This is a genomic window from Chitinophaga sp. 30R24 (assembly GCF_049056765.1).
Classification (GTDB): Bacteria; Bacteroidota; Bacteroidia; order Chitinophagales; family Chitinophagaceae; genus Chitinophaga.
Genome location: NZ_JBJGXX010000009.1, coordinates 1 through 22,571 on the forward strand (window position 1 = coordinate 1; position 22,571 = coordinate 22,571).

Below are 22,571 nucleotides of genomic sequence, written 5' to 3' on the forward strand. Positions count from 1 at the left end.
GCTGTCAGCAATGGTAATTACACCATTGTAAGCAGCCGGCCATCTCCACACGCCATGAGCGCCATATTCAGTAGGAGTGTTACCAGAGAGGGTGAAGTTGGCATCATTACAATGTGCCTGATCCGCGCCTACAGTAGCCGTTACTGGTTGTTCGAAGTTGGTGAGCTTCACGGTAGCCTGTGTAGAGTCGCACACGCCGTTAGTGATCCACCAGGTAAATGGTACGGTGTTACCCGCTTTTACGGTCACGGTAGTAGTGGCGTTAGTGCTATCAGCAATGGTAATTACACCATTGTAAGCAGCCGGCCATCTCCACACGCCATGAGCGCCATATTCAGTAGGAGTGTTACCAGAAAGGGTGAAGTTGGCATCATTACAATGTGCCTGATCCGCGCCTACAGTAGCCGCTACTGGTTGTTCGAAGTTGGTGATTTTCACGGTAGCCTGCGTAGAGTCGCACACGCCATTAGTGATCCACCAGGTAAATGGTACGGTGTTACCCGCTTTTACGGTCACGGTAGTAGTGGCGTTAGTGCTGTCAGCAATGGTAATTACACCATTATAAGCAGCCGGCCATCTCCACACGCCATGAGCGCCATATTCAGTAGGGGTGTTACCAGAGAGGGTGAAGTTAGCATCATTACAATGTGCCTGATCCGCGCCAACGGTAGCCGTTACTGGTTGTTCGAAGTTGGTGATTTTCACGGTAGCCTGCGTAGAGTCGCACACGCCGTTAGTGATCCACCAGGTAAATGGTACAGTGTTACCCGCGGCCACGGTTACAGTGGTAGTAGCGTTGGTGCTGTCAGCAATGGTAATTACACCATTGTAAGCAGCCGGCCATCTCCACACGCCATGAGCGCCATATTCAGTAGGAGTGTTACCAGAGAGGGTGAAGTTGGCATCATTACAATGTGCCTGATCTGCACCTACGGTAGCCGTTACTGGTTGTTCGAAGTTGGTGATTTTCACGGTAGCCTGTGTAGAGTCGCACACGCCGTTAGTGATCCACCAGGTAAATGATACGGTGTTACCCGCTTTTACGGTCACGGTAGTAGTAGCGTTAGTGCTGTCAGCAATGGTAATTACACCATTATAAGCAGCTGGCCATCTCCATACGCCATGAGCGCCATATTCAGTAGGGGTGTTACCAGAGAGGGTGAAGTTAGCATCATTACAATGTGCCTGGTCTGCACCTACGGTAGCCGTTACTGGTTGTTCGAAGTTGGTGATTTTCACGGTAGCCTGTGTAGAGTCGCACACGCCGTTAGTGATCCACCAGGTGAATGGTACGGTGTTACCCGCTTTTACGGTCACGGTAGTAGTGGCGTTGGTGCTGTCAGCAATGGTAATTACACCATTGTAAGCAGCTGGCCATCTCCACACGCCATGAGCGCCATATTCAGTAGGTGTGTTACCAGAGAGGGTGAAGTTGGCATCATTACAATGTGCCTGATCAGCGCCTACAGTAGCCGCTACTGGTTGTTCGAAGTTGGTGAGCTTCACGGTAGCCTGCGTAGAATCGCATACGCCGTTAGTGATCCACCAGGTAAATGGTACGGTGTTACCTGCTTTTACGGTCACGGTAGTAGTAGCGTTGGTGCTGTCAGCAATGGTAATTACACCATTATAAGCAGCTGGCCATCTCCACACGCCATGAGCGCCATATTCAGTAGGAGTGTTACCAGAGAGGGTGAAGTTGGCATCATTACAATGTGCCTGATCCGCGCCTACGGTAGCAGTTACTGGTTGTTCGAAGTTGGTGAGCTTCACGGTAGCCTGTGTAGAGTCGCACACGCCGTTAGTGATCCACCAGGTAAATGGTACAGTGTTACCTGCTTTTACGGTCACGGTAGTAGTGGCGTTAGTGCTGTCAGCAATGGTAATTACACCATTGTAAGCAGCCGGCCATCTCCACACGCCATGAGCGCCATATTCAGTAGGAGTGTTACCAGAAAGGGTGAAGTTAGCATCATTACAATGTGCCTGATCCGCGCCTACGGTAGCTGCTACTGGTTGTTCGAAGTTGGTGATTTTCACGGTAGCCTGCGTAGAGTCGCATACGCCGTTAGTGATCCACCAGGTGAATGGTACGGTGTTACCTGCTTTTACGGTCACGGTAGTAGTGGCGTTGGTGCTATCAGCAATGGTAATTACACCATTATAAGCAGCTGGCCATCTCCACACGCCATGAGCGCCATATTCAGTAGGGGTGTTACCAGAGAGGGTGAAGTTGGCATCATTACAATGTGCCTGGTCTGCACCTACAGTAGCCGCTACTGGTTGTTCGAAGTTGGTGAGCTTCACGGTCGCTTTAGTAGAGTCGCATACGCCGTTAGTGATCCACCAGGTAAATGGTACAGTGTTACCCGCTTGTACGGTTACAGTGGTAGTAGCGTTGGTGCTGTCAGCAATGGTAATTACACCATTATAAGCAGCTGGCCATCTCCACACGCCATGAGCGCCATATTCAGTAGGGGTGTTACCAGAGAGGGTGAAGTTGGCATCATTACAATGTGCCTGGTCAGCACCTACAGTAGCCGCTACTGGTTGTTCGAAGTTGGTGAGCTTCACGGTCGCTTTAGTAGAGTCGCATACGCCGTTAGTGATCCACCAGGTAAATGGTACGGTGTTACCCGCTTGTACGGTTACAGTGGTAGTAGCGTTGGTGCTGTCAGCAATGGTAATTACACCATTATAAGCAGCTGGCCATCTCCACACGCCATGAGCGCCATATTCAGTAGGGGTGTTACCAGAGAGGATGAAGTTGGCATCATTACAATGTGCCTGGTCTGCACCTACGGTAGCCGTTACTGGTTGTTCGAAGTTGGTGAGCTTCACGGTAGCCTGCGTAGAATCGCATACGCCGTTAGTGATCCACCAGGTAAATGGTACGGTGTTACCTGCTTTTACGGTCACGGTAGTAGTGGCATTAGTGCTGTCAGCAATGGTAATTACACCATTATAAGCAGCTGGCCATCTCCACACGCCATGAGCGCCATATTCAGTAGTAGTGTTACCAGAGAGGGTGAAGTTAGCATCATTACAATGTGCCTGATCCGCGCCTACGGTAGCTGCTACTGGTTGTTCGAAGTTGGTGAGCTTCACGGTAGCCTGTGTAGAGTCGCATACGCCGTTAGTGATCCACCAGGTGAATGGTACGGTGTTACCTGCTTTTACGGTCACGGTAGTAGTGGCGTTAGTGCTGTCAGCAATGGTAATTACACCATTATAAGCAGCCGGCCATCTCCACACGCCATGAGCGCCATATTCAGTAGGGGTGTTACCAGAGAGGGTGAAGTTAGCATCATTACAATGTGCCTGATCCGCGCCTACGGTAGCCGTTACTGGTTGTTCGAAGTTGGTGAGCTTCACGGTAGCTTGCGTAGAATCGCACACGCCGTTGGTAATCCACCAAGTAAATGGTACGGTGTTACCCGCTTTTACGGTCACGGTAGTAGTGGCGTTAGTGCTATCAGCAATGGTAATTACACCATTATAAGCAGCTGGCCATCTCCACACGCCATGAGCGCCATATTCAGTAGGAGTGTTACCAGAGAGGGTGAAGTTGGCATCATTACAATGTGCCTGGTCAGCACCTACGGTAGCCGTTACTGGTTGTTCGAAGTTGGTGATTTTCACGGTCGCTTTAGTAGAATCGCACACGCCGTTAGTGATCCACCAGGTAAATGGTACGGTGTTACCTGCTTTTACGGTCACGGTAGTAGTAGCGTTGGTGCTGTCAGCAATGGTAATTACACCATTGTAAGCAGCCGGCCATCTCCATACGCCATGAGCGCCATATTCAGTAGGGGTGTTACCAGAGAGGGTGAAGTTAGCATCATTACAATGTGCCTGGTCTGCACCTACGGTAGCCGTTACTGGTTGTTCGAAGTTGGTGATTTTCACGGTAGCCTGTGTAGAGTCGCACACGCCGTTAGTGATCCACCAGGTGAATGGTACGGTGTTACCCGCTTTTACGGTCACGGTAGTAGTGGCGTTAGTGCTGTCAGCAATGGTAATTACACCATTGTAAGCAGCTGGCCATCTCCACACGCCATGAGCGCCATATTCAGTAGGAGTGTTACCAGAAAGGGTGAAGTTGGCATCATTACAATGTGCCTGATCTGCACCTACAGTAGCTGCTACTGGTTGTTCGAAATTGGTGATTTTCACGGTCGCTTTAGTAGAGTCGCATACGCCGTTAGTGATCCACCAGGTAAATGATACGGTGTTACCTGCTTTTACGGTCACGGTAGTAGTAGCGTTGGTGCTGTCAGCAATGGTAATTACACCATTATAAGCAGCCGGCCATCTCCACACGCCATGAGCGCCATATTCAGTAGGGGTGTTACCAGAGAGGGTGAAGTTGGCATCATTACAATGTGCCTGATCCGCACCTACAGTAGCCGTTACTGGTTGTTCGAAGTTGGTGAGCTTCACAGTCGCCTGCGTAGAGTCGCACACGCCATTAGTGATCCACCAGGTAAATGGTACAGTGTTACCCGCGGCCACGGTTACAGTGGTAGTAGCGTTGGTGCTATCAGCAATGGTAATTACACCATTGTAAGCAGCCGGCCATCTCCACACGCCATGAGCGTCTGTGCCTACCGGATTATTACCGGATAAAGTGAAGGTAGCGTTATTACATTGTGTTTGGTCTGTTCCTACTGCAGCAGTATTAGGTTGTGGTAATACTGTTACTGTTACAGATGCACAAGAAGTAGTAGCGCAAGCGCCGGCGCCTTCTGCACGTACAAAGAAGGTAGTAGTAGCGGTAATATTATTGAAAGTAACGATAGAGCTATCTGCGTTAGCGGAAGTTGGAATAGCTGGTGTGCCGCCGCAGCTACCGGTGTACCATCTCCACTTAATACCCTTACCTGTGGAATCAGTACCTAGTGAGCCGCCTACAACAGTTAAAGTTGCATTACCACTTATGCAGAAATTGTCTACAGAAGCAGTAACACCGGTAGGAGCGGTAGAAGGTATTTCTACAGAAACAGAGAAAGGTATATTAATGCTGCATCCTTTCAGGTCATCTTCGTTAGCGGTCAGCACAAAATCATAACTGCCAGCCGGAGTAGAGGCTGGAAATGCCACGGTGAAAGATCCTGAAGTACCGCCTGGCCATGATTGGCTAACAGCAGTAAAGCCAGGCATAGGCCTGGTGGAAGCTACATCTATAGTGTAGTTGGTAATGGTGCCGGTAACGTTACTGAAGTTCACGGTAAAGGCGCCTGCTGTATTACAAACCGGTGTAGCGGTTATTTTTACAGTAGGAGCTTGTTTAACGGTCAGTTTAATGCTGGAAGTATCATCGGTACAAACGCCATTGGAGATAGTCCAGATCAGTTCTACTGTTGTGGGCCGTGTAGCACCCAGGATAGTAGCTTGTGCGTTCCAGGCATTGATGTTATCGATGGTTACATCTGCATTGGTATAACCGGTAGCGAGACTCCAGGTACCCGTTTCATTAGGGCCAGGTTTGCTGCCAGCTAGCTGGAATATGGTGCTATCGCACTGGATCATATCCGGACCTGCTATGCTGGTGCTAAGCGGCTTGGTATTGATGAGTGTTACCCTGCTGGTATCGGTACATACAGCGCGGTACTTGTTGGTGATTACCCATAACAAGTGCACAGTATCGCCGGCAGGTACACCCTTAATAGTAGTTTGTGCTGCATTGATATTGGTGATCGTAGCACCGAGGTTGTTGCCCTCGAAGTACCAGGTTCCTTGCTGATCGGCAGGAGGAGTGGAGCGCTTGATAGCAAAGTCGGTAGTATTACACTGCTTGTAAGTAGTATCGGCATCTGCTTTGGGCAGTGATCTTACCTGTACTACGAAAGAATCGAGTGCGTTACAGTTTTTATTGTTTATTATCGCGTAGTATACTCTTCTACCGGTATCAGCAGGAGTATGGCTGATGTCAGTTACTTTACCAGCAATTGAATCTGTTTGATATGCCCATTTCCAGGTAATACTATCAGCTGGCGCGCCAGTAATGGTGAGGTGCAGATTGATCTGATCTCCAAGGCATATTTCCGTAGGTCCACCAGTAATTTTAGCTACTGGCATGGAATCTACAACTACCAAAGCCCTGCCACTGTCTTTACACTGTCTGGGCTCATTAGTAAGTGAGTTCCATCCATAATCGGCAATGCCCACCGCTTCATAAGTGGTGGTTGCCTGGGGATATACGGTTAGTTTTGGGCCTATCACTACCGGTTCTACCTTCCATTCGTATTTACTATAACCTCCGGTGGCTTCCAGGTCCACGCTTTCTCCTATACATATCCTGCCCGAAGAAACTTTTACTTTGGGTTTAGGTAGTACCGTGACTTTAGCAGCTAGGGAAGGCGTGGCACAGTTGGTGCTGTTGCCTTTTTCAATGATGTTTACCCGGTAAAAATAATTGACGATCTGGTTAGGATCGCCTTTTAATGCACCTTCGGCGATTACCAGTACAGAATCACTAGTACCTGTAATACCGCCACCATCATAGAGAGGGCTCCAGTTAAGGCTATCCGGACTTTTTTCCCATTGGAAAATCGGTTTTTGGAAATAGTCTTTGGAAGCGTCGTAAGTACCATCAGGCTGCCAGCCATTAGGGCTATAGGTAGCTTTAATGGTTACCGGCGCTCCTTCACAAAGAGAATCTGCTGTTAGCGGTGGATTGTATTGCCCATCTATAAAAGAGTAAATATATGGACTGCAATAATTAAAGGTGATATCATCGATCGCGATATCGTTACCACAATCTCCCAAACGATCATTTACGATGGTCAGGGTAACAGCAGTAACGCCTCCCGGTGTTTTAAAACCACCTCCATACATCTGCCACTGTGGATTTTTCAGGTTCATGGACACGTCGTAGGTTTTAAAACGTGCCAGTGTATCCCAGGGCGTCTTATTTTTATTGATGATAAGAAAGGTTACACCCGCATAGTGGTAACCGTCTGGGTTACCGGCAGCACAGGTTGAATTGAACACCTCCGTGGAGTTAACGTTCATAAACCATGCGCTGAAATTGTATTGGGAACCCGGGCAAACCGGTACATTATCTTTGGTATAAAATGATTTTTTAGTGACAGATGAGTTAGCGATCAGCATACCGCCTACAGAGTCGGCATAGATACTACCGGTGTGGTCGGAGGCATTTACCCATTCGCCCCTGATCTGTGTATTGTAGTAAATGGTATAGCTATCATCAGCGAAGTCTTTTCCTCCTAAAGGAATGGCAACGTACGTATAACCGGTTACGTTAGAGTTAGATCTACTTGTACCGGCGTTCACTTTAAAGTTACCGAAGGTTTCTTTAAAATCTCCTACGCCAGGGGATTGTCCCTGACAAGGTAGGATAGAGCAATCTTTTACATAGATGGTTTTTTTAATGGTGGTAGAGTTATTACCTCTTACGAGCTTGGCCGTTATCGTGTATAATCCCTTGTCGTTAAATTTTAACGTCAAGGCATTTTTACCGTACTTGGTATCCGGCTTCTGCCCTACCAGTTTCGTACCATCGGAAGAGTAGAGTACTGTGACGCTACCTCCGGTAACCGTCCAGTCTACATAATCTGGCGAATAATTGGCCTTCCAGTAAAAGGCGTTCATACTGGCAAAGCTATTCCAGCAGGCCGTGTCCGGTAAGTTCATGAAGGCACTTCCGTTGGGGGGCGCAGTTTGTGCCATCGCGTGTTGCCGCGGCAGCATAAAGCCCAGTAGCAGGAACAAAAAGGTTAATAGTTGTTTCATAGGTGCAAACAGTTAAGTGAAAAAAATATCAGGTCCGGGCATGCTAGGATGCTCAGTCCTTACTGTTTCTCAACTCTTTACATCGGTAATTAAATCCAGATACCCTTGTCTGGCAAAGGGTCGGAAGTGTGTAAAATGGTTTCATAGGCCTCAGGTGTTTATACATGGTATGGCTAAAATATATATAACTAATTTGAGATTAAAATTAGATATAATATACAAAATTAAAAAAAGTGGTAATAATCGTAATATGTTTTAGGTGAGATAACTTGGCAGGGAAGTCGGGCGAAAAACTGATTGTCAATAGCTTACCGGCAGATGAAAAAATATTTAAAAAGTTATCCACATTATGGAGGGTAGGCGAATTATTTATACAAGTCTGTGCTTTATTAAATTATTTTCCTACCTTTGCAGACCAAATTTGATGTAAGATGCCCAAAGTAAAGACACATTCCCGTGCCAAGAAAACATTCAAGGTTGGTGGGAACGGACAGATTAAGCGGTTCAAGGCCTTCAAAAGCCACTTACTGACTAAAAAAGCTACCAAGAGAAAACGTAGCTTAAGAGGTAGTACGCTGGTTCATGAAGCAAATCTTAACTTGGTTAAGAGAATGCTCGGAATGCGCTAGTAGCTGTCACAAGAATCGAATTTTATAACCTGAGAAAAAACAAAGCAAATGCCTCGTTCAGTTAATGCCGTAGCTTCAAGAGCCAGAAGAAAAAGGATCTTAAAGCAAGCCAAAGGCTTTTACGGTAAAAGAAAGAATGTTTACACCGTAGCGAAGAACGTTCTCGAAAAAGGACTCACTTACAGCTATGTAGGTCGTAAATTAAAGAAAAGAAACTACCGCCAGCTGTGGATCGCCCGTATCAACGCTGCTGTTAGAGCAGAAGGGTTGACCTACTCTGTGTTCATGAACAAATTAGCCGGTAAAAAGATTGAGCTGAACAGAAAAGTGTTGGCTGATCTGGCTATGAATGAACCAGAAACTTTCAAAGCACTGGTGGCTTCTGTAAAGTAAGACTTACTTAATAGTAAATACCCGGTAGCTGGTATCCCACAGGATGCCAGCTATTTTGTTTTTAGGGAAGATGCCAAAAACAGCGGAACCACTGCCGCTCATAGCGGCATATACGGCGCCGGCGGTATATAACTGGTCTTTAATAGCCCCGATAACCGGATGTGCCCTGAATACCGGCGCCTCAAAGTCATTTCTGATCACTTCTTTCCATTCCGCTACCGGTAACTGGATCATTTCCGTAAGGGAATGAACAGGCGCCTGAGGGGTGAGCTGCTTAAATGCCCAGCCGGTATTTACATGTATACCCGGATGTACCAGCACAAAGGACCAGGCAGAGAGGTCCAGTTGGATGGGCTCCATGATTTCTCCACGCCCGGTGGCATAACAAGGCTGATTTAATATAAAAAATGGGCAATCGCTGCCCAGTTGTGCAGCATAGTCGATCAGCGCAGCTTCAGACAATCCCAGTTGAAATTTCTGATTCAGCAACTGCAGCATAAAGGCAGCATCTGCTGAGCCGCCGCCCAGGCCGGCGCCAATAGGAATGTGCTTATGTAAATGAATATTCACCGGCGTTAGCTGCGGGAAATCCCGTTGTAATAAATGAAAGGCCTTCAAACAGAGATTGTCTGTGGCATCTCCTGGTACATCTATGCCACTGCTGGCAAATTGTAAGGAAGGATGTGTTAGTACCTCCAAAGCATCGGTTACAGGGAAAGGATAAAACACCGTTTCCAGGTCATGGAAGCCATCAGGGCGCTTACGGGTAACATGTAAGCCCAGGTTTATTTTGCAATTAGGAAATACAACCATGTACTAATTATTGCACAGCAAGCTAACAGCAGCCATTTGATATGGCTGGCAGCAGGCAGGTGACTGAAAGAAAATTATTTGCTTTTACGGCTATTGATCTCATCGCGGATAGCGATAGCACGGATGTAATCTTCCTGCTCCAATACTTCCTGTAAAAGAGAAGTTAACTCCTCTACATTCATCGATTTCAGGTCATCTTCTATGCCTTTCTCGTGTTCTGAAATAGTAGGAGTAACGGGTTTGTTGCTCTTCTTACCGGCAGGGTCGTCTAGCAATATACCAGCACTATTGAGGATATTCTCGTAGGTGTAAATAGGGCATCCAAAGCGCACTGCGAGTGCCAAAGCATCAGAAGTGCGGGAGTCTATCTCAATGGTTTCGTCGTTATTGGAACAGATAAGCTTGGAATAAAAAATGCCTTCCTGTAGATTACTGATGATCACCTCCTGTAATTCTACATTGAAGGCATTCATGAAGTTTTTCATCAGGTCGTGTGTTAAAGGCCGGCTGGGTTGCATTTTCTCTAGGGCCACTGCAATTGCCTGTGCCTCAAATCCACCAATCACAATAGGTAAACGGCGCAAACCATTTACTTCTCCCAGTACTACAGCATACGAATGAGTCTGCGTAATGCTGTGCGATAAAGCAACTATTTCCAGTTCTATTTTTCTCATATCTGTCTTGCGTTGTCGCTGAATAGTTTGTAAGTGTGTGAAGTTAGAAAATAATTCCTTATCTAAAAAAAATCTATAATGATAATTGTCAGTTATACAAAATAAATGATAGAGAATGAAGTTTTACTGATCCATATGATATTATAATACTTCATTCTCTATTGATGCGCTCATTTTGTTTATGCTTCTTTAAATTGTTGAATGGCTTTCGTTAGTTTGGGAACTACTTCAAATGCATCACCTACTATGCCATAATCTGCCGCCTTGAAAAATGGCGCTTCTGGGTCTTTATTGATCACTACAATTACCTTACTACCATTTACCCCAGCCAAATGTTGTATAGCGCCGGAAATACCTACGGCGATATATAGATTGGGTCTTACCGTTAAGCCAGTTTGGCCTACGTGCTCATGGTGCGGGCGCCAGCCAGCATCGGCCACCGGGCGGGAACTAGCGGTAGCTGCTCCCAGCACCTTAGCCAGGTCTTCCAGGATACCCCAGTTTTCAGGACCCTTCATGCCACGGCCGCCGCTTACAATGATCTCTGCTTCGGTTAACGGAACCTCTCCGCTAACTGTTTCCGTTTTGATCACTTTTACTTTGAAGTCTGCTTCGTTAATGGCAGGAGAAAATGCCTCTACTGCAGCAGTGCCTGTGCCAGGCGTTAATGGGAAAGTATTGGGTATTATGGCAATCACTTTCTTCTCAGACAGGATATTGATATTGGCAAAAGCCTTTCCAGAGAATACGTTTTTCTTTACTACAAAACCATTGGAAATATCCGGATAGGAGATAGCGCCAGATACCAGGCCCGCGGTTAATTTAGCCGCTACCCGGGGAGCTACTGCTTTGCCGTCGAAGTTGTGGGGGAAAATAATCACTTTGCTGCCTTCTTTATCTACGGCCGCCACCACAATTTTAGTGAATACGGAGCTCTCCACTTCTTGTAAACGTGCATCTGCTACATGTAATACTTTCTGTGCGCCATAGTTACCAAGTAAGGCGAGTTCCGCTGTTTCAACCGGTCCGAGTACCAGCGCTGTAGCGGTAGTGCCCAACTGTTCCGCTACTTTGGCTCCATATTGAATGGCTTCCAGCGCAGCTTTCTTGATTTTACCCTGTGCCTGATCGGCAAATACTAATATAGACATGGAATAATTTGATTAGTTGTTGAGAAATGTTATACCCTTAAATTACTTTGGCTTCTTCGTGCAGTAGCTTTACCAGTTCTTCCACATGATCAGGACTGATAAGTTTTACGCCCGCTTTTGCTGGAGGCAGTTCAAAGTTTACTACTGCCGTGAGGGTATTTGCGGCTGTGGGTTCTACAACAGTTAAGGGTTTGGTACGGGCCGCCATAATGCCACGCATATTGGGTATACGGGCTTCGGCCATTCCTTTTTGGCAGGATACTACTACCGGCAGGGATACTTCACATATTTCTTCTCCCCCTTCAATTTCTCTGTTTATAGTGGCTACTGTGCCGTTGAGATCAAATTTAGCAGCAATGGATACATAGGGCAGTTCCAGCAGCTCAGCAACCATGCCGCCTATGCCGGAACCATTATAGTCGATGGTTTCCTTACCGGTAAAAATAATATCGTACTGCTGTTCCCGTGCATGCGCAGCAATTTGTGATGCGATATAAAAACTGTCTGCACTGTCTGCATTGATCCGGAAAGCTGCATCTCCACCCAGTGCCAGCGCTTTGCGGATGATCGGATCGCAATCAGCCCCGCCCACAGTGATCAGATGAACGTCGGCACCTACTGTTTCTTTCAGCTCCAGCGCTCTTACCAAGGCATACCACTCATCATATGGATTAATAATAAACTGTACGCCAGCTTCATTGAATTTCGTGTTGTTGTCCGTGAAAGCTATTTTTGCAGTCGTGTCCGGAGTTTTACTGATACATACTAAAATCTTCATGGCCTTAAACGGTTTTATTAAAAAATGTGGTATTAGCAAATATATCTAAATAATATACGCCAACCGCTGCATAGAAAGATGATTTTGGGTAGTAAATATCCGCTACATATTGTATAAATTATTAATAATATACGGATGGATAGAATCGAGCAAATCAAGCAATTCCTCCAGGCAACGCCAAACGACAGTTTCTTGAAACATGCCCTGGCCCTGGAATATATTAAGCTCAACGAGGATGCCGCCGCCCGGCAGTTGTTTGAAGAACTGTTGGCGCATGAACCAGGTTATGTGGGGTCTTATTATCATCTGGGAAAATTGCTGGAACGTGCAGGTGATAATACTGCAGCCATTAGCGTCTATGAAAAGGGAATGGCCATGGCTAAAGCGGCTAACGAAAGGCATGCATACAATGAATTGCAGTCGGCCTATGAAGACCTGGTATATTGATATTTCTAATCCAATTAAAAACGGATGCCGCAACATTTATTAGAACACCTAACTACTTTTATTACTCGTCATCAACTGTTCGATCCTGCGCAAAAAGTACTGCTGGCAGTAAGCGGAGGAATAGATTCTGTGGTGATGGCTACATTATTTAAGCAGGCAGGCTATCTGGCTGCTATAGCCCATTGTAATTTTCAGTTAAGAGGGGAAGAGTCCGAACGCGATGAGGCCTTTGTCCGGGAACTTGCGGCCAGGCTGGAGTTGCCGGTACACACTGTGAAATTCGATACCCAGGCCTATGTAACCCAACATCGTGTAACCATTCAGGTAGCCGCCCGTGAGCTGCGTTATCGCTGGTTGGAAGAAGTACGTAGGGAAAATGGGTATGCCTGTATCGCTACTGCACATCATGTGCAAGACAGTGTGGAAACAGCCCTGATGAATTTTACCAAAGGTACCGGTATCGCTGGCTTGCACGGTATATTGCCCAAACAGGAGTACCTGATCCGGCCGCTGTTGTTTACAGATAAAGCTACCCTGGAAGCCTATGTAGCCCTGCATAATATCCGCTATGTGGAAGATAGCTCTAATATAACGGATAAGTATACACGTAATTATTTCAGGCACCAGATTATTCCTCGCTTACAGGAGGCATTTCCCGGTGCAGTGAAAAATATGGCGGCCACTATTGAGCGGATGAAGGAAGCCGAAATGCTGTACCAGGAAGCTATGGATCGGCATCGTAAACGTTTGTTGACAGTTGAAGGCAATACCTGGAAAGTGCCGGTAGCCAAGCTGCAGAAAAGCGTGCCCCTGCAAACGATTACCTGGGAACTGTTCCGTGGTTTCGGTTGTTCTTCTGCACAAACACAACAGGTGCTGTCACTCCTGGAAAGTGAATCGGGTCGTTATGTGGAAACAGCTACCCATCGGATTATCCGCAACCGCCAGTGGTTACTGGTTACACCGCTTACCACGGAGGATACGCCATTTATAGTGATAGAGCCGCAACAATCGCATATTCATTTTGCAGACGGACAATTACATCTCCGCGTTCAGGAGAAGGGAGGAGCGGCTATTCCTACGGCTCCGGAAATAGCCTGGTTAGATGCCGGTCAGATTAAATTTCCGCTGATATTGCGCAAATGGAAACAGGGAGATTATTTTTATCCGCTGGGCATGCCTAAGAAAAAGAAGATAAGCCGTTTTCTGATAGATCAAAAATTATCGCTGCCACAAAAGGAAAAGGTTTGGGTATTGGAATCGAATAAGCGGATAATTTGGATACTGGGCATGCGTATAGACGATCGGGTGAAGATCACTCCTAAAACAAAAGAAATACTGGCAATCACCCTGGTGAAGTAACCTGGTTGCTGAAACCTTATCCATTTCAGCAACCGGATTTTTTTATTGCCCAAACATGGAGCGGTGGGTAAGCATATAGATGAACTGCGTGCCCAGCTCTGGATGAAACAACAGCGGGAATACCAGACCAAAAAGAGCCCCCCACAAATGTGCGTCATGGTTAACGTTGCCGCCGCCCTTTCTGGATAGATAGGCGGAGATTACCAGGAATAACGCGCCATATATTACTGCTGGTAATTTAATGGCAAAGAACAGGTAGATAGGCGTCCAGGGACTGATGAGAATAGCGGTAAACACTACTGCCGATATAGCGCCGGAAGCACCTAGGGAAGAGTAGTTAACGTTATTCTGCTGTTTGATATAAGAAGGAATATTAGCCACAATAATTCCCAGAAGATAATAAGCGATGTATATCCATTTGCTATGGAACAGTCCTAGGAATACATAATTTTCCACAGAACTCCCAAAGAAATATAAAGTAAGCATATTAAACAGCAAATGGGAATAATCTGCATGTACAAAACCGGAAGTGATGAACCGGTAGTACTGTTTGTAGTTTTTTACCATATAAGGCTGCAGGCTCAGTTTGTCGAGCTGGCCGTAGTTATTCAGTGCCGTAAAGGAAATCAGACAGGTGATAATGATGATAATTAAGCTGATGGATAATGTCATAAGGCCCACATTATTTTGTGATAAATGTAATTATTGATGATGATACTTTTCCCTGTTGATGACCGTATAGGCCCGGTATAGCTGTTCTGTGAAAATCAGCCGCACAAGTTGATGAGGAAAGGTAAGGGGGGAAAGGGATAGTTGTGACTGTGCCCTTTGCAGCACGGTGCTGTCTATCCCAAAAGCGCCACCTATGAGTATGATCAGTTGCCGGGTACCGGCATTAGTTCTTTGTTGTATAAAATCGGCAAACTGCACGGTGGTCATCATTTTACCCTTTTCATCCAGGGCAAGCAGATAATCGGTGGGCTGCAGCATATCCATAATGATTTTAGCTTCCTGCTTTTTCAGTTCGGGTACTGATAAACTGGCAGCTTGCTTCACAGTGGGAATGAGCTTCACTTCAAAGTCTACATAATGTTGCAGCCTTTTTTGAAATACTGCCATACCCTCCCTGATATAAGGATCATGATCCTTTCCGATGCTCCAGAGTTGAATTTTCACTTTTTATTATATTTACACAATGATTATGAATGTAAATGTAAATCAAAAGATTGCAGAAATATTTTTAATAACTATTTGACGATTTCAAAAAAAAAGCTATTTTTGCCATCCACTTATAAATACAAGGCTCCGTAGCTCAACTGAATAGAGCATCTGACTACGGATCAGAAGGTTTCAGGTTTGAATCCTGACGGGGTCACAAAGCCGACCAGACATTTAGTCTGGTCGGCTTTTTATTTATACGCTGATGAACAGGTGGTAATACGGTTCAGTCGGTAAGGGTTGCGCATCGTTCATTCCTGATAGAAACGCTGCAATTGCTATAGCAGCCCGATTGGATTTATTACCTATCTTGCAGGTATCCTCAGGAAAGAAGAGTGAAGCCGTTGAGAGAGCTTTTTAATTTTTAATAAGATTGAAAATGAAATTTGACAAGACTGAGCCGGCAAACAGACTTAAACCCTATATCAAATATTTTGTCATTACTGAAAGTACGGATGAAAAAATTTATAAAGTCTTTCCATCAACATCTTTAGTGATAGGATTTCAGTACCAAGGGCATTTAGCACTAATTAAAGATGGGAAAAATAATACCTTAGCTACAGCAGGAATAACCGGTATATCGGATAGCTATAAAGTGTTTAAGAGCACTGCCAATATTGGTACAATCCTGGTTTTTTTCAGTGAAACGGGAATTACCTATTTTTCAAATCATCCTGCTAACGAGTTGTTTAATTTAAGTATTGCACTTGATACTATTTTCGATAAGAATAAAATTCATGAAGCGGAAGACCAGCTATCCCTAGCCCAAACAGATAAAGACCGAATTAAAATTGTTGAACGCTTTTTTATATCAGCACTGAAAGACAGGGCAAGCGATAAGTTAATTGTGGAAGCGGTAAGACGTATTTATCAATCAAATGGGACTATCAGGATAAAGGAGCTCAGCGAGCAACTGTTTATTAGCCAAAGTCCCTTTGAAAAGCGATTTAGAAAATTAGTAGGAACGTCCCCTAAAAAGTTTGCCTCCATTGTACGCTTTAATGCGGTACTTAATACCTTAGATAGTCAGAAATCTTTAACCGAGATCTGCTATGAGAATAATTTTTTTGATCAGGCCCATTTTATAAAAGACTTCAAACAATATACTGGTGTTTCACCAGAGCGTTTCAAACCCACTTTATAGAAAACGATTTTTTACAATTACAGCATTTGCGAAAGATTGACTTTTGTTGAAACGAAATATTCCTTAACCGTTGCAATATGCTTCAATGGTATGTTCAACACAAATGCTCAGGAAAATGACAGGTACAATAACAAAAACAATCAACATTAAAGCAAATCCCGGTTTAGTCTGGGATTATGTAAACAACCTTTCTTTATGGGCCGAATGGGCTGTACATAATGTAAAAAAAGTAAGTGGGGGAGAAGATGGATTTTATCTGATGGAAGGCCCCAGGGGAATTTCAAAAGTAAAAATGAGGTCAGATAAATCTTTGGGTATTTTAGACCATGATTTCATTGATCCGGGGGAGGGCCATTGGCGTGTTCCCTGCAGAGTAGTTGCAGGCAATGAAGGAGCCCATTTTATGATCACCTTTACCAAACCGGTACAGATGCCTGAAGAAGCTTTTGAAGTGGGAATGAAACAATTTGATGATGAATTGGCTCAGCTGAAAAGTATATTGGAAGCCCTACCTTATTTCACAGTTGAACAAATTAAAGCGGCTCACTCCACCGTAAAATCAGGCGCCGATTTTCCGAAGTATATCCAGGATATCAAAGCGCTGGGAGTTACTTTTTATGAGACTTTTCTCCACGACGGACATACAGATTACTATGGAAAAAACGATTATAAAGTAAGTTCAACGCCTAATTATTCCCTTCTTCATATTGCCGATGAAGTTAATGAAGAACAACTGCGCAAAGACATTAAAAATCACCAGAACGGAGGATCGGATTATTTTGAAATCTGTAGGGAATGTGCTAATAATGGAGTGAATAAATGGGCCGTATGTATGAGAAAAATGACTTGTACCTATTATGATAAAAGTGGACATGTAATTATGGTGGAAGCAATTCCCATACCTTGAGAAGTATCTGCTATAAGCTATTGAAGTTTCAGCTCTTTCTTTCAATAGAAAGCAATATTAACCGGGCTGCATCAACAACCGGCTACTCGGTAAGTATATTAAACAATATGGTAGCTATGAAGTGGTGAATAGCCATATCTTCCAGGCTGCTGCGTATTTTTCTGTCTTTTTTACGTATTTCTACGCATTTGCTTTTTTCAGTTGTTTAACGCTTGCGTGCTTTTAGAAACTTCATAATCTTTGTAAGCATCAATCGGTTTAAGTTTGATCCGGCCTTTTCGCCTTGTTTGTTTTTTTGGATGAATAATACGCAGAACATTTTCATGAGGTGATACTCGTTAGCCCTTTTTTAAAAAATTAAATATGAGTTACCTATTAATCGGAAATATATCCGCACTTATCTGTAACGATTGTGTAGAGCCCCTGGCAAATGCCCGTATCCGTGTATATTTACCTGCGCCGAAGAGTCAAAAGCAGTTGCAGCAGGAAGTAGAGGAAGGTATCTTTAACGATATGACCGCTTTGTCGGCCAAAGAGGTGTTGATGAAGGCCGATCGCTTACTGGCAGAAGGCTCGTTGGATGAGAAGGGGAATTTTTCCCTGTCGTGGGAAGAAGTGCACTTATTTACCGAAGCCCTGGAGTTGGATCTCTGCCTGGATGAACTGCCGGGTAGGAATGGTAGCCGCCAGTCGCGCAATTTCCATTTGAGTCGCCTGGTATTGCATTGGAAGCGTAATAGCGATGGTTATGTAGGCGCTTATGCCTATGTGATCCCTGCTGCCGTATGGCGTAGCATTTATGCCAGGGCCGGCGCCTGGGTAATAACGGGTGTTGTGAAACCACGGTTTGGCGCTTCAGAAGAGTCTTGCCTGAGAGTAGAGGCCTGGAACGCCATTACAGGGCAGCGGATTGGCGAGGCTTTTACCAATGAAATAGGAAGGTATACGTTGCACTTTTCACGGCAACAGCTGGCGAAGGGCTCCCTGCAAATGATCCGGCCCGGTAGCCAGAACATGGGACCAGATGTTTTTTTCCGCATCTACCGGAATGATCAGCTGCTATGGGCTGAAGATCCCAAAATGGCGCAAGTGCCGGAACGGCAGGATATTGGCCCTTGTACTAATTTGAATATCATTTATAAACCATCCCGGGTAAAATGGGCTTCCGACCACATCGGCACCTGGTTTACCGACATGATAACATTAACAGGCACACGGAAAAAGAAGAGTGATCATTATCGTTTGTTATTTCATCCGAGCTTATTGTAAGAGATTGTCAAGTTTGTAGAACCCTACTATTTTCAGCTTTGTGAACCCTTATCTTTTTGGCATAGGAACCTCTTGTTTGTACCCACTAGCAGCAGAATAAACAGCTACCTTTCTTATGGGTAGCTGTTCTTTTTTATGAAGGATTAAAAGCGCGGATGGAAACGCATCAGGGTATCCCGGAGGTATTCACGGTCTAAGTGTGTGTATATTTCTGTGGTGGTAATGCTTTCATGCCCCAGCATTTCCTGTACGGCCCTAAGGTCGGCGCCGCCTTCTACCAGGTGGGTAGCAAAAGAGTGCCGGAAAGTATGGGGCGATACATTTTTCTGTATGCCTGCCTGTTTAGTCAGTTCCTTTATTACCAGGAAGATCATCACCCGGCTCAAGGCGCTTCCGCGCCGGTTCAGAAACAGGGTATCCTCTTCGCCGTATTTAACGGGTAGCAATGTACGTACATGTCTTCGGTAAATATCTATCTGGCGCATGGCATCCTTGCCGATGGGCACCAGCCTTTCTTTATTACCTTTTCCTACTACCCGTATAAACCCTACATCCATGTGCAGTTGGGTGATCTGCAGGTTAATTACTTCGCTTACCCGTAGCCCGCAGCTGTACATTGTTTCCAGAATAGCTTTGTTACGGTGCCCTTCCGGAGTATCCAACGGTATCTGTGCAATGATCTTTTCAATTTCTTCAAAGGTGAGTACGTCGGGTAGCTTCCGCAGTATCTTGGGTGCTTCCAATAGTTGGGTAGGGTCGTCTTTGGCCATGTCTTCCAGCAGCAGGAACTTATAAAATGCTTTGAGCCCGGAAATGGTTCGGGCCTGAGAGGAGGCGGTCATGCCCAGTTTGGCGATCCATTGTACGCAACCCTGGAGCTCTTCCAGGGTAATGTCCTGCGGGCGCATTTTATCTTTACCATGCGCCAGCAGGTATTGCTCCAGTTTTTCTACGTCGCGTAAGTAAGCTTCTATTGAGTGGTCAGACATGGACCGCTCCAATCTTAAATAACCTTTAAATAGTTTCCGGAATGATTCCCACATGAGGGCAAGTTAACAGGTTTTTCACAAAACAACGGCAACGGCTATATGCAATAGTAAAAAAATAAGATGTTGCTGTACGGGTATAGGGAGATCAGCGCGCAAAGTTGTTATTATTTAAAGTAAAGGGTGAAATATATCTATGTAAGCGTTTAAAAATGAGTGATTTATTTTATTATTTTTTTAGATGAGAAACCATCTAAAAATAGCTCTTTTAGCTGCTTCCAACGGGCGATATTTAACTTTAGGTTGTTATATTGCAATTATAATATATATTAATTTAACTTTTTGGCAGGAAAAGACTTTGTTGGTAGCCGGCTTTAATTGATTATCGTGGATGTATTGATAATAAGTTAATTGAAATAAAAAAGCCGGCATAAGTTGCCGGCTTTTTTCACCTTTGCAGGTAGCAGTTTTTTTAGAATTTTTCCAGACCGCTGAAGAAGAAATTACCTTCAATTACAGCGTTCTCATCAGAATCAGAACCGTGTACTGCGTTACGGCCAATAGATTCTGCGTATTTTTTACGGATAGTACCTTCTTCTGCATTAGCAGGATTAGTAGCACCGATCAGTTTACGAAAATCTTCTACAGCATTGTCTTTTTCCAGGATAGCTGCTACGATGTGGCCGCTGCTCATGAATTCTACCAGTTCACCGTAAAAGGGTCTTTCCGCATGTACTGCATAAAATTCACCTGCTTTAGCAGTAGATAACTGTGTCATTTTCATGGCTACGATGCGGAAACCTGCAGCGTTGATCATGTCTAAAATGCCACCAATGTGCCCGTTTGCTACTGCATCAGGCTTGATCATAGTAAATGTTCTGTTGCTCATATTATGTTTAATTCCGAATTACAGATTAGGCCGCAAAAGTAATTACATTTTCTTTAGCGGTAAAAAATTTTGAAATTCTAGCCCAAATAAAGAACTTCGCACTTCGTTTTCTGTTTCAACCACTTGTTGTGATTGAAAATCAACTCTTAACATTACAGTTTTTTAATGAAGCCGATCGAGGAAATTAAGCCTTTGCTGGAGAACCCTAAGAAAGTGGTGATAACCATGCACCAGAAGCCAGACGCTGACGCTATGGGGTCTTCTTTGGCACTGTATCATTACTTATTGCAGAAAGGGCACCAGGTAACTGTAATCTCTCCCACTAACTTTCCGGATTTTCTGAAATGGATGCCTGGAGCAGATTTGGTCATTGATTTTGAATCTTCCACAGATAAGGCCTTACAGGCCCTGGAAGGGATAGATCTCCTGTTTAGCCTCGATTACAATGCGTTTTACCGTACCAAAAACCTGGCGCCTCATCTGGAAAAACTGTCGGCAGTAAAAATACTCATAGATCACCACCTGGAGCCACAGCCCGGATTCGACTATGGGGTAAGTGATACTTCTGCCAGCTCTACGGCCCAATTAGTTTATGAAACTATTTATAAATTGGGAGATGAGCAGTATATTAACCTTGAGATTGCCCAGTGTATCTATGCGGGTACGGTAACTGATACCGGTTCTTTCCGCTTTGCATCCACCACTGCCGCCGTACACCGGATGGTAGCCGATCTGATGGAAAGAGGACTGCGCCACGAGGTAATACATCAGGCGATCTACGATAATTTCCTAGAAAACCGTCTGCGCTTCCTCGGACATAGTCTGTTGAACCGCATGGAAGTATTCTATGAATATAATACCGCCATGTTGGCCATTCCCTATTCAGACCTGAAGCGGTTCGACCTGCAAACAGGGGATACCGAAGGACTGGTTAACTTCCTGTTGTCTATCCAGGGCATCAAGATGGCAGCATTGATCATTGACCGGAACTCAGAAGTGAAGCTGTCTTTCCGCTCTAAAGGAGATTTTGATGTAAATACTTTCGCCCGTAAATATTTTGATGGCGGTGGTCATTTCAACGCCTCCGGAGGCCGTAGCGCCGACCCGCTGGAAAAAACCGTGGATCGCTTTATTAAGGCCATCGAAGAAAATGAGGCGCTCTTACAATAATTAAATAAAGTATTTCAACCTACTAATACAAACAAATGAAAAAAAACAATCAGTTTTTAGTTGCAACTGCGGCATTAGGCTTGCTGATAGCCAGCTGTGGTACAGGTGTTAAAAAAACACCGGGCGGTATTGAGTATATCGTTCACAAATCCGGTAGCGGAGCACAACTGAAGTTGGGTGATACTGTCCTCGTGAACGTAACCCAACGTATCAATGACTCTCTCCTGGGTGATTCCCGCAAAATGGTAGGTGCTCCTATCCCTGTTCTGGTGCAGAAACCCCAGAATAAGTACGACCTCATGGAAGGTATTGCCCTCCTGCACGAAGGCGATAGCGCTACTTTCATCATTCCTTGGGATTCATTACCAGCTCAGGAACGTCCTCCTTTTGGTAAAAAAGGTGATAAACTGAAAATCACTTTCGCAGTTGAAGATAAATATTCAGCTACCGCCCAGAAAGAAAAAGATGAGCAGCTGATTAAAGAATACCTGGAAAAAAATAAGATCAACGCTACTAAGAACGCAGAAGGTGTATACGTAGCCGTAACTGAAGAAGGTACCGGCAACACCCCTAATCCAGGTGATACTGTATATGTACATTACACTGGTAAACTTACCAGCGGTAAAGTATTCGATTCCAGCCTGGATTCTACCCTGCGTCCTGGTATGCCGCTGGACCCAATTAAATTCCCTATCGGTCGTGGTTTCGTGATTAAAGGATGGGATGCTGGCTTAAGCGGTCTGAAAAAAGGCGCTAAAGCTATCCTGGTAATTCCTTCTACACTGGCTTACGGTTTACAGGGAAGTCCTCCAGTAATCCCAGGTAACTCTATCCTGGTATTTGATGTTCAGATGGTAGATATTAAGCCAGGTGCTCCTGAAGCTCCGGTTGTTCCATCTAAGAAATAGTTTTTACCTGCTGCCTTTGGCGGTAGATAAGCAGATAAAAGTAAAGGCCGTTGATAAATAATATCAACGGCCTTT

General features: G+C 45.0%; 18 protein-coding genes and 1 tRNA gene. 10 read left to right on the forward strand and 9 right to left on the reverse strand.

The window, feature by feature from the left end; all coding sequences use genetic code 11:
- Positions 1–7,758 (reverse strand): hypothetical protein (locus tag ACDQ55_RS16630; protein ID WP_420982581.1); only part of this gene is annotated, 7,758 nt, incomplete at its 3' end.
- 431 nt (positions 7,759–8,189) lie between these two features.
- Here ACDQ55_RS16630 and rpmI point away from each other — a divergent pair.
- Positions 8,190–8,387 (forward strand): 50S ribosomal protein L35, encoded by a 198-nt coding sequence (rpmI, locus tag ACDQ55_RS16635; RefSeq protein ID WP_326992358.1) that lies wholly within the window; start codon positions 8,190–8,192, stop codon positions 8,385–8,387.
- Positions 8,388–8,435: 48 nt separating this feature from the next.
- Positions 8,436–8,780, forward strand: coding sequence for a 50S ribosomal protein L20 (rplT, locus tag ACDQ55_RS16640; protein ID WP_420982582.1), 345 nt, complete (start codon positions 8,436–8,438; stop codon positions 8,778–8,780).
- A 3-nt stretch (positions 8,781–8,783) separates the two neighbouring features.
- On the opposite strand, the gene ispE is transcribed toward rplT, so the two are convergent.
- The 4 genes from ispE to ACDQ55_RS16660 all read right to left on the reverse strand — a co-directional run bounded on the left by ispE (position 8,784) and on the right by ACDQ55_RS16660 (position 12,196).
- Entirely contained in the window at positions 8,784–9,593 is an 810-nt protein-coding gene (gene ispE / locus ACDQ55_RS16645; RefSeq protein ID WP_420982583.1) for a 4-(cytidine 5'-diphospho)-2-C-methyl-D-erythritol kinase, read from the reverse strand.
- A gap of 74 nt (positions 9,594–9,667) precedes the next feature.
- Positions 9,668–10,267: a bifunctional nuclease family protein gene (locus tag ACDQ55_RS16650; protein ID WP_420982584.1), complete on the reverse strand. Its 600-nt coding sequence runs from the start codon at positions 10,265–10,267 to the stop codon at positions 9,668–9,670.
- Positions 10,268–10,446: 179 nt separating this feature from the next.
- Complete coding sequence (locus tag ACDQ55_RS16655) at positions 10,447–11,418, reverse strand: electron transfer flavoprotein subunit alpha/FixB family protein (RefSeq protein ID WP_420982585.1); 972 nt, start codon at positions 11,416–11,418, stop codon at positions 10,447–10,449.
- 37 nt (positions 11,419–11,455) lie between these two features.
- A complete protein-coding gene (locus tag ACDQ55_RS16660; protein ID WP_420982586.1) occupies positions 11,456–12,196 on the reverse strand; it encodes an electron transfer flavoprotein subunit beta/FixA family protein in 741 nt (246 codons plus the stop codon).
- 135 nt (positions 12,197–12,331) lie between these two features.
- On the opposite strand from ACDQ55_RS16660, the gene ACDQ55_RS16665 reads away from it, so the two are divergent.
- Positions 12,332–12,643, forward strand: coding sequence for a hypothetical protein (locus ACDQ55_RS16665; protein ID WP_420982587.1), 312 nt, complete (start codon positions 12,332–12,334; stop codon positions 12,641–12,643).
- Positions 12,644–12,667: 24 nt separating this feature from the next.
- Entirely contained in the window at positions 12,668–14,005 is a 1,338-nt protein-coding gene (gene tilS, locus ACDQ55_RS16670) for a tRNA lysidine(34) synthetase TilS (RefSeq protein WP_420982588.1), read from the forward strand.
- 42 nt (positions 14,006–14,047) lie between these two features.
- Here the strand turns inward: tilS and ACDQ55_RS16675 are convergent, their stop codons facing one another.
- Positions 14,048–14,677, reverse strand: coding sequence for a rhomboid family intramembrane serine protease (locus ACDQ55_RS16675; RefSeq protein ID WP_420982589.1), 630 nt, complete (start codon positions 14,675–14,677; stop codon positions 14,048–14,050).
- Between the two features lie 30 nt (positions 14,678–14,707).
- The gene (locus ACDQ55_RS16680) at positions 14,708–15,181 is read right to left on the reverse strand and encodes a 23S rRNA (pseudouridine(1915)-N(3))-methyltransferase RlmH (RefSeq protein ID WP_420982590.1); all 474 of its coding nucleotides are present in this window, start codon (positions 15,179–15,181) and stop codon (positions 14,708–14,710) included.
- 125 nt (positions 15,182–15,306) lie between these two features.
- Here ACDQ55_RS16680 and ACDQ55_RS16685 point away from each other — a divergent pair.
- The 4 genes from ACDQ55_RS16685 (at position 15,307) to ACDQ55_RS16700 (ending at position 18,543) form a co-directional block, all read left to right on the forward strand.
- A tRNA-Arg gene (locus ACDQ55_RS16685) sits at positions 15,307–15,380 on the forward strand.
- 222 nt (positions 15,381–15,602) lie between these two features.
- Entirely contained in the window at positions 15,603–16,367 is a 765-nt protein-coding gene (locus ACDQ55_RS16690) for a helix-turn-helix domain-containing protein (protein WP_420982591.1), read from the forward strand.
- 115 nt (positions 16,368–16,482) lie between these two features.
- Positions 16,483–17,274: a DUF1398 family protein gene (locus ACDQ55_RS16695; protein WP_420982592.1), complete on the forward strand. Its 792-nt coding sequence runs from the start codon at positions 16,483–16,485 to the stop codon at positions 17,272–17,274.
- A gap of 363 nt (positions 17,275–17,637) precedes the next feature.
- Positions 17,638–18,543, forward strand: coding sequence for a hypothetical protein (locus tag ACDQ55_RS16700; RefSeq protein ID WP_420982593.1), 906 nt, complete (start codon positions 17,638–17,640; stop codon positions 18,541–18,543).
- A 143-nt stretch (positions 18,544–18,686) separates the two neighbouring features.
- Here ACDQ55_RS16700 and xerD read toward each other — a convergent pair whose 3' ends face one another.
- Together xerD and ACDQ55_RS16710 are read right to left on the reverse strand one after the other, a co-directional pair.
- Positions 18,687–19,586: a site-specific tyrosine recombinase XerD gene (gene xerD / locus ACDQ55_RS16705; protein WP_420982594.1), complete on the reverse strand. Its 900-nt coding sequence runs from the start codon at positions 19,584–19,586 to the stop codon at positions 18,687–18,689.
- Between the two features lie 415 nt (positions 19,587–20,001).
- Positions 20,002–20,418 carry a nucleoside-diphosphate kinase gene (locus ACDQ55_RS16710; protein WP_420982595.1) on the reverse strand — a complete coding sequence of 139 codons (417 nt, stop codon included), beginning with the start codon at positions 20,416–20,418 and terminating at the stop codon, positions 20,002–20,004.
- Positions 20,419–20,583: 165 nt separating this feature from the next.
- On the opposite strand from ACDQ55_RS16710, the gene ACDQ55_RS16715 reads away from it, so the two are divergent.
- Complete coding sequence (locus ACDQ55_RS16715) at positions 20,584–21,588, forward strand: DHH family phosphoesterase (protein WP_420982596.1); 1,005 nt, start codon at positions 20,584–20,586, stop codon at positions 21,586–21,588.
- 35 nt (positions 21,589–21,623) lie between these two features.
- Entirely contained in the window at positions 21,624–22,496 is an 873-nt protein-coding gene (locus ACDQ55_RS16720; RefSeq protein WP_420982597.1) for an FKBP-type peptidyl-prolyl cis-trans isomerase, read from the forward strand.
- The last annotated feature ends 75 nt before the right edge of the window (positions 22,497–22,571 follow it).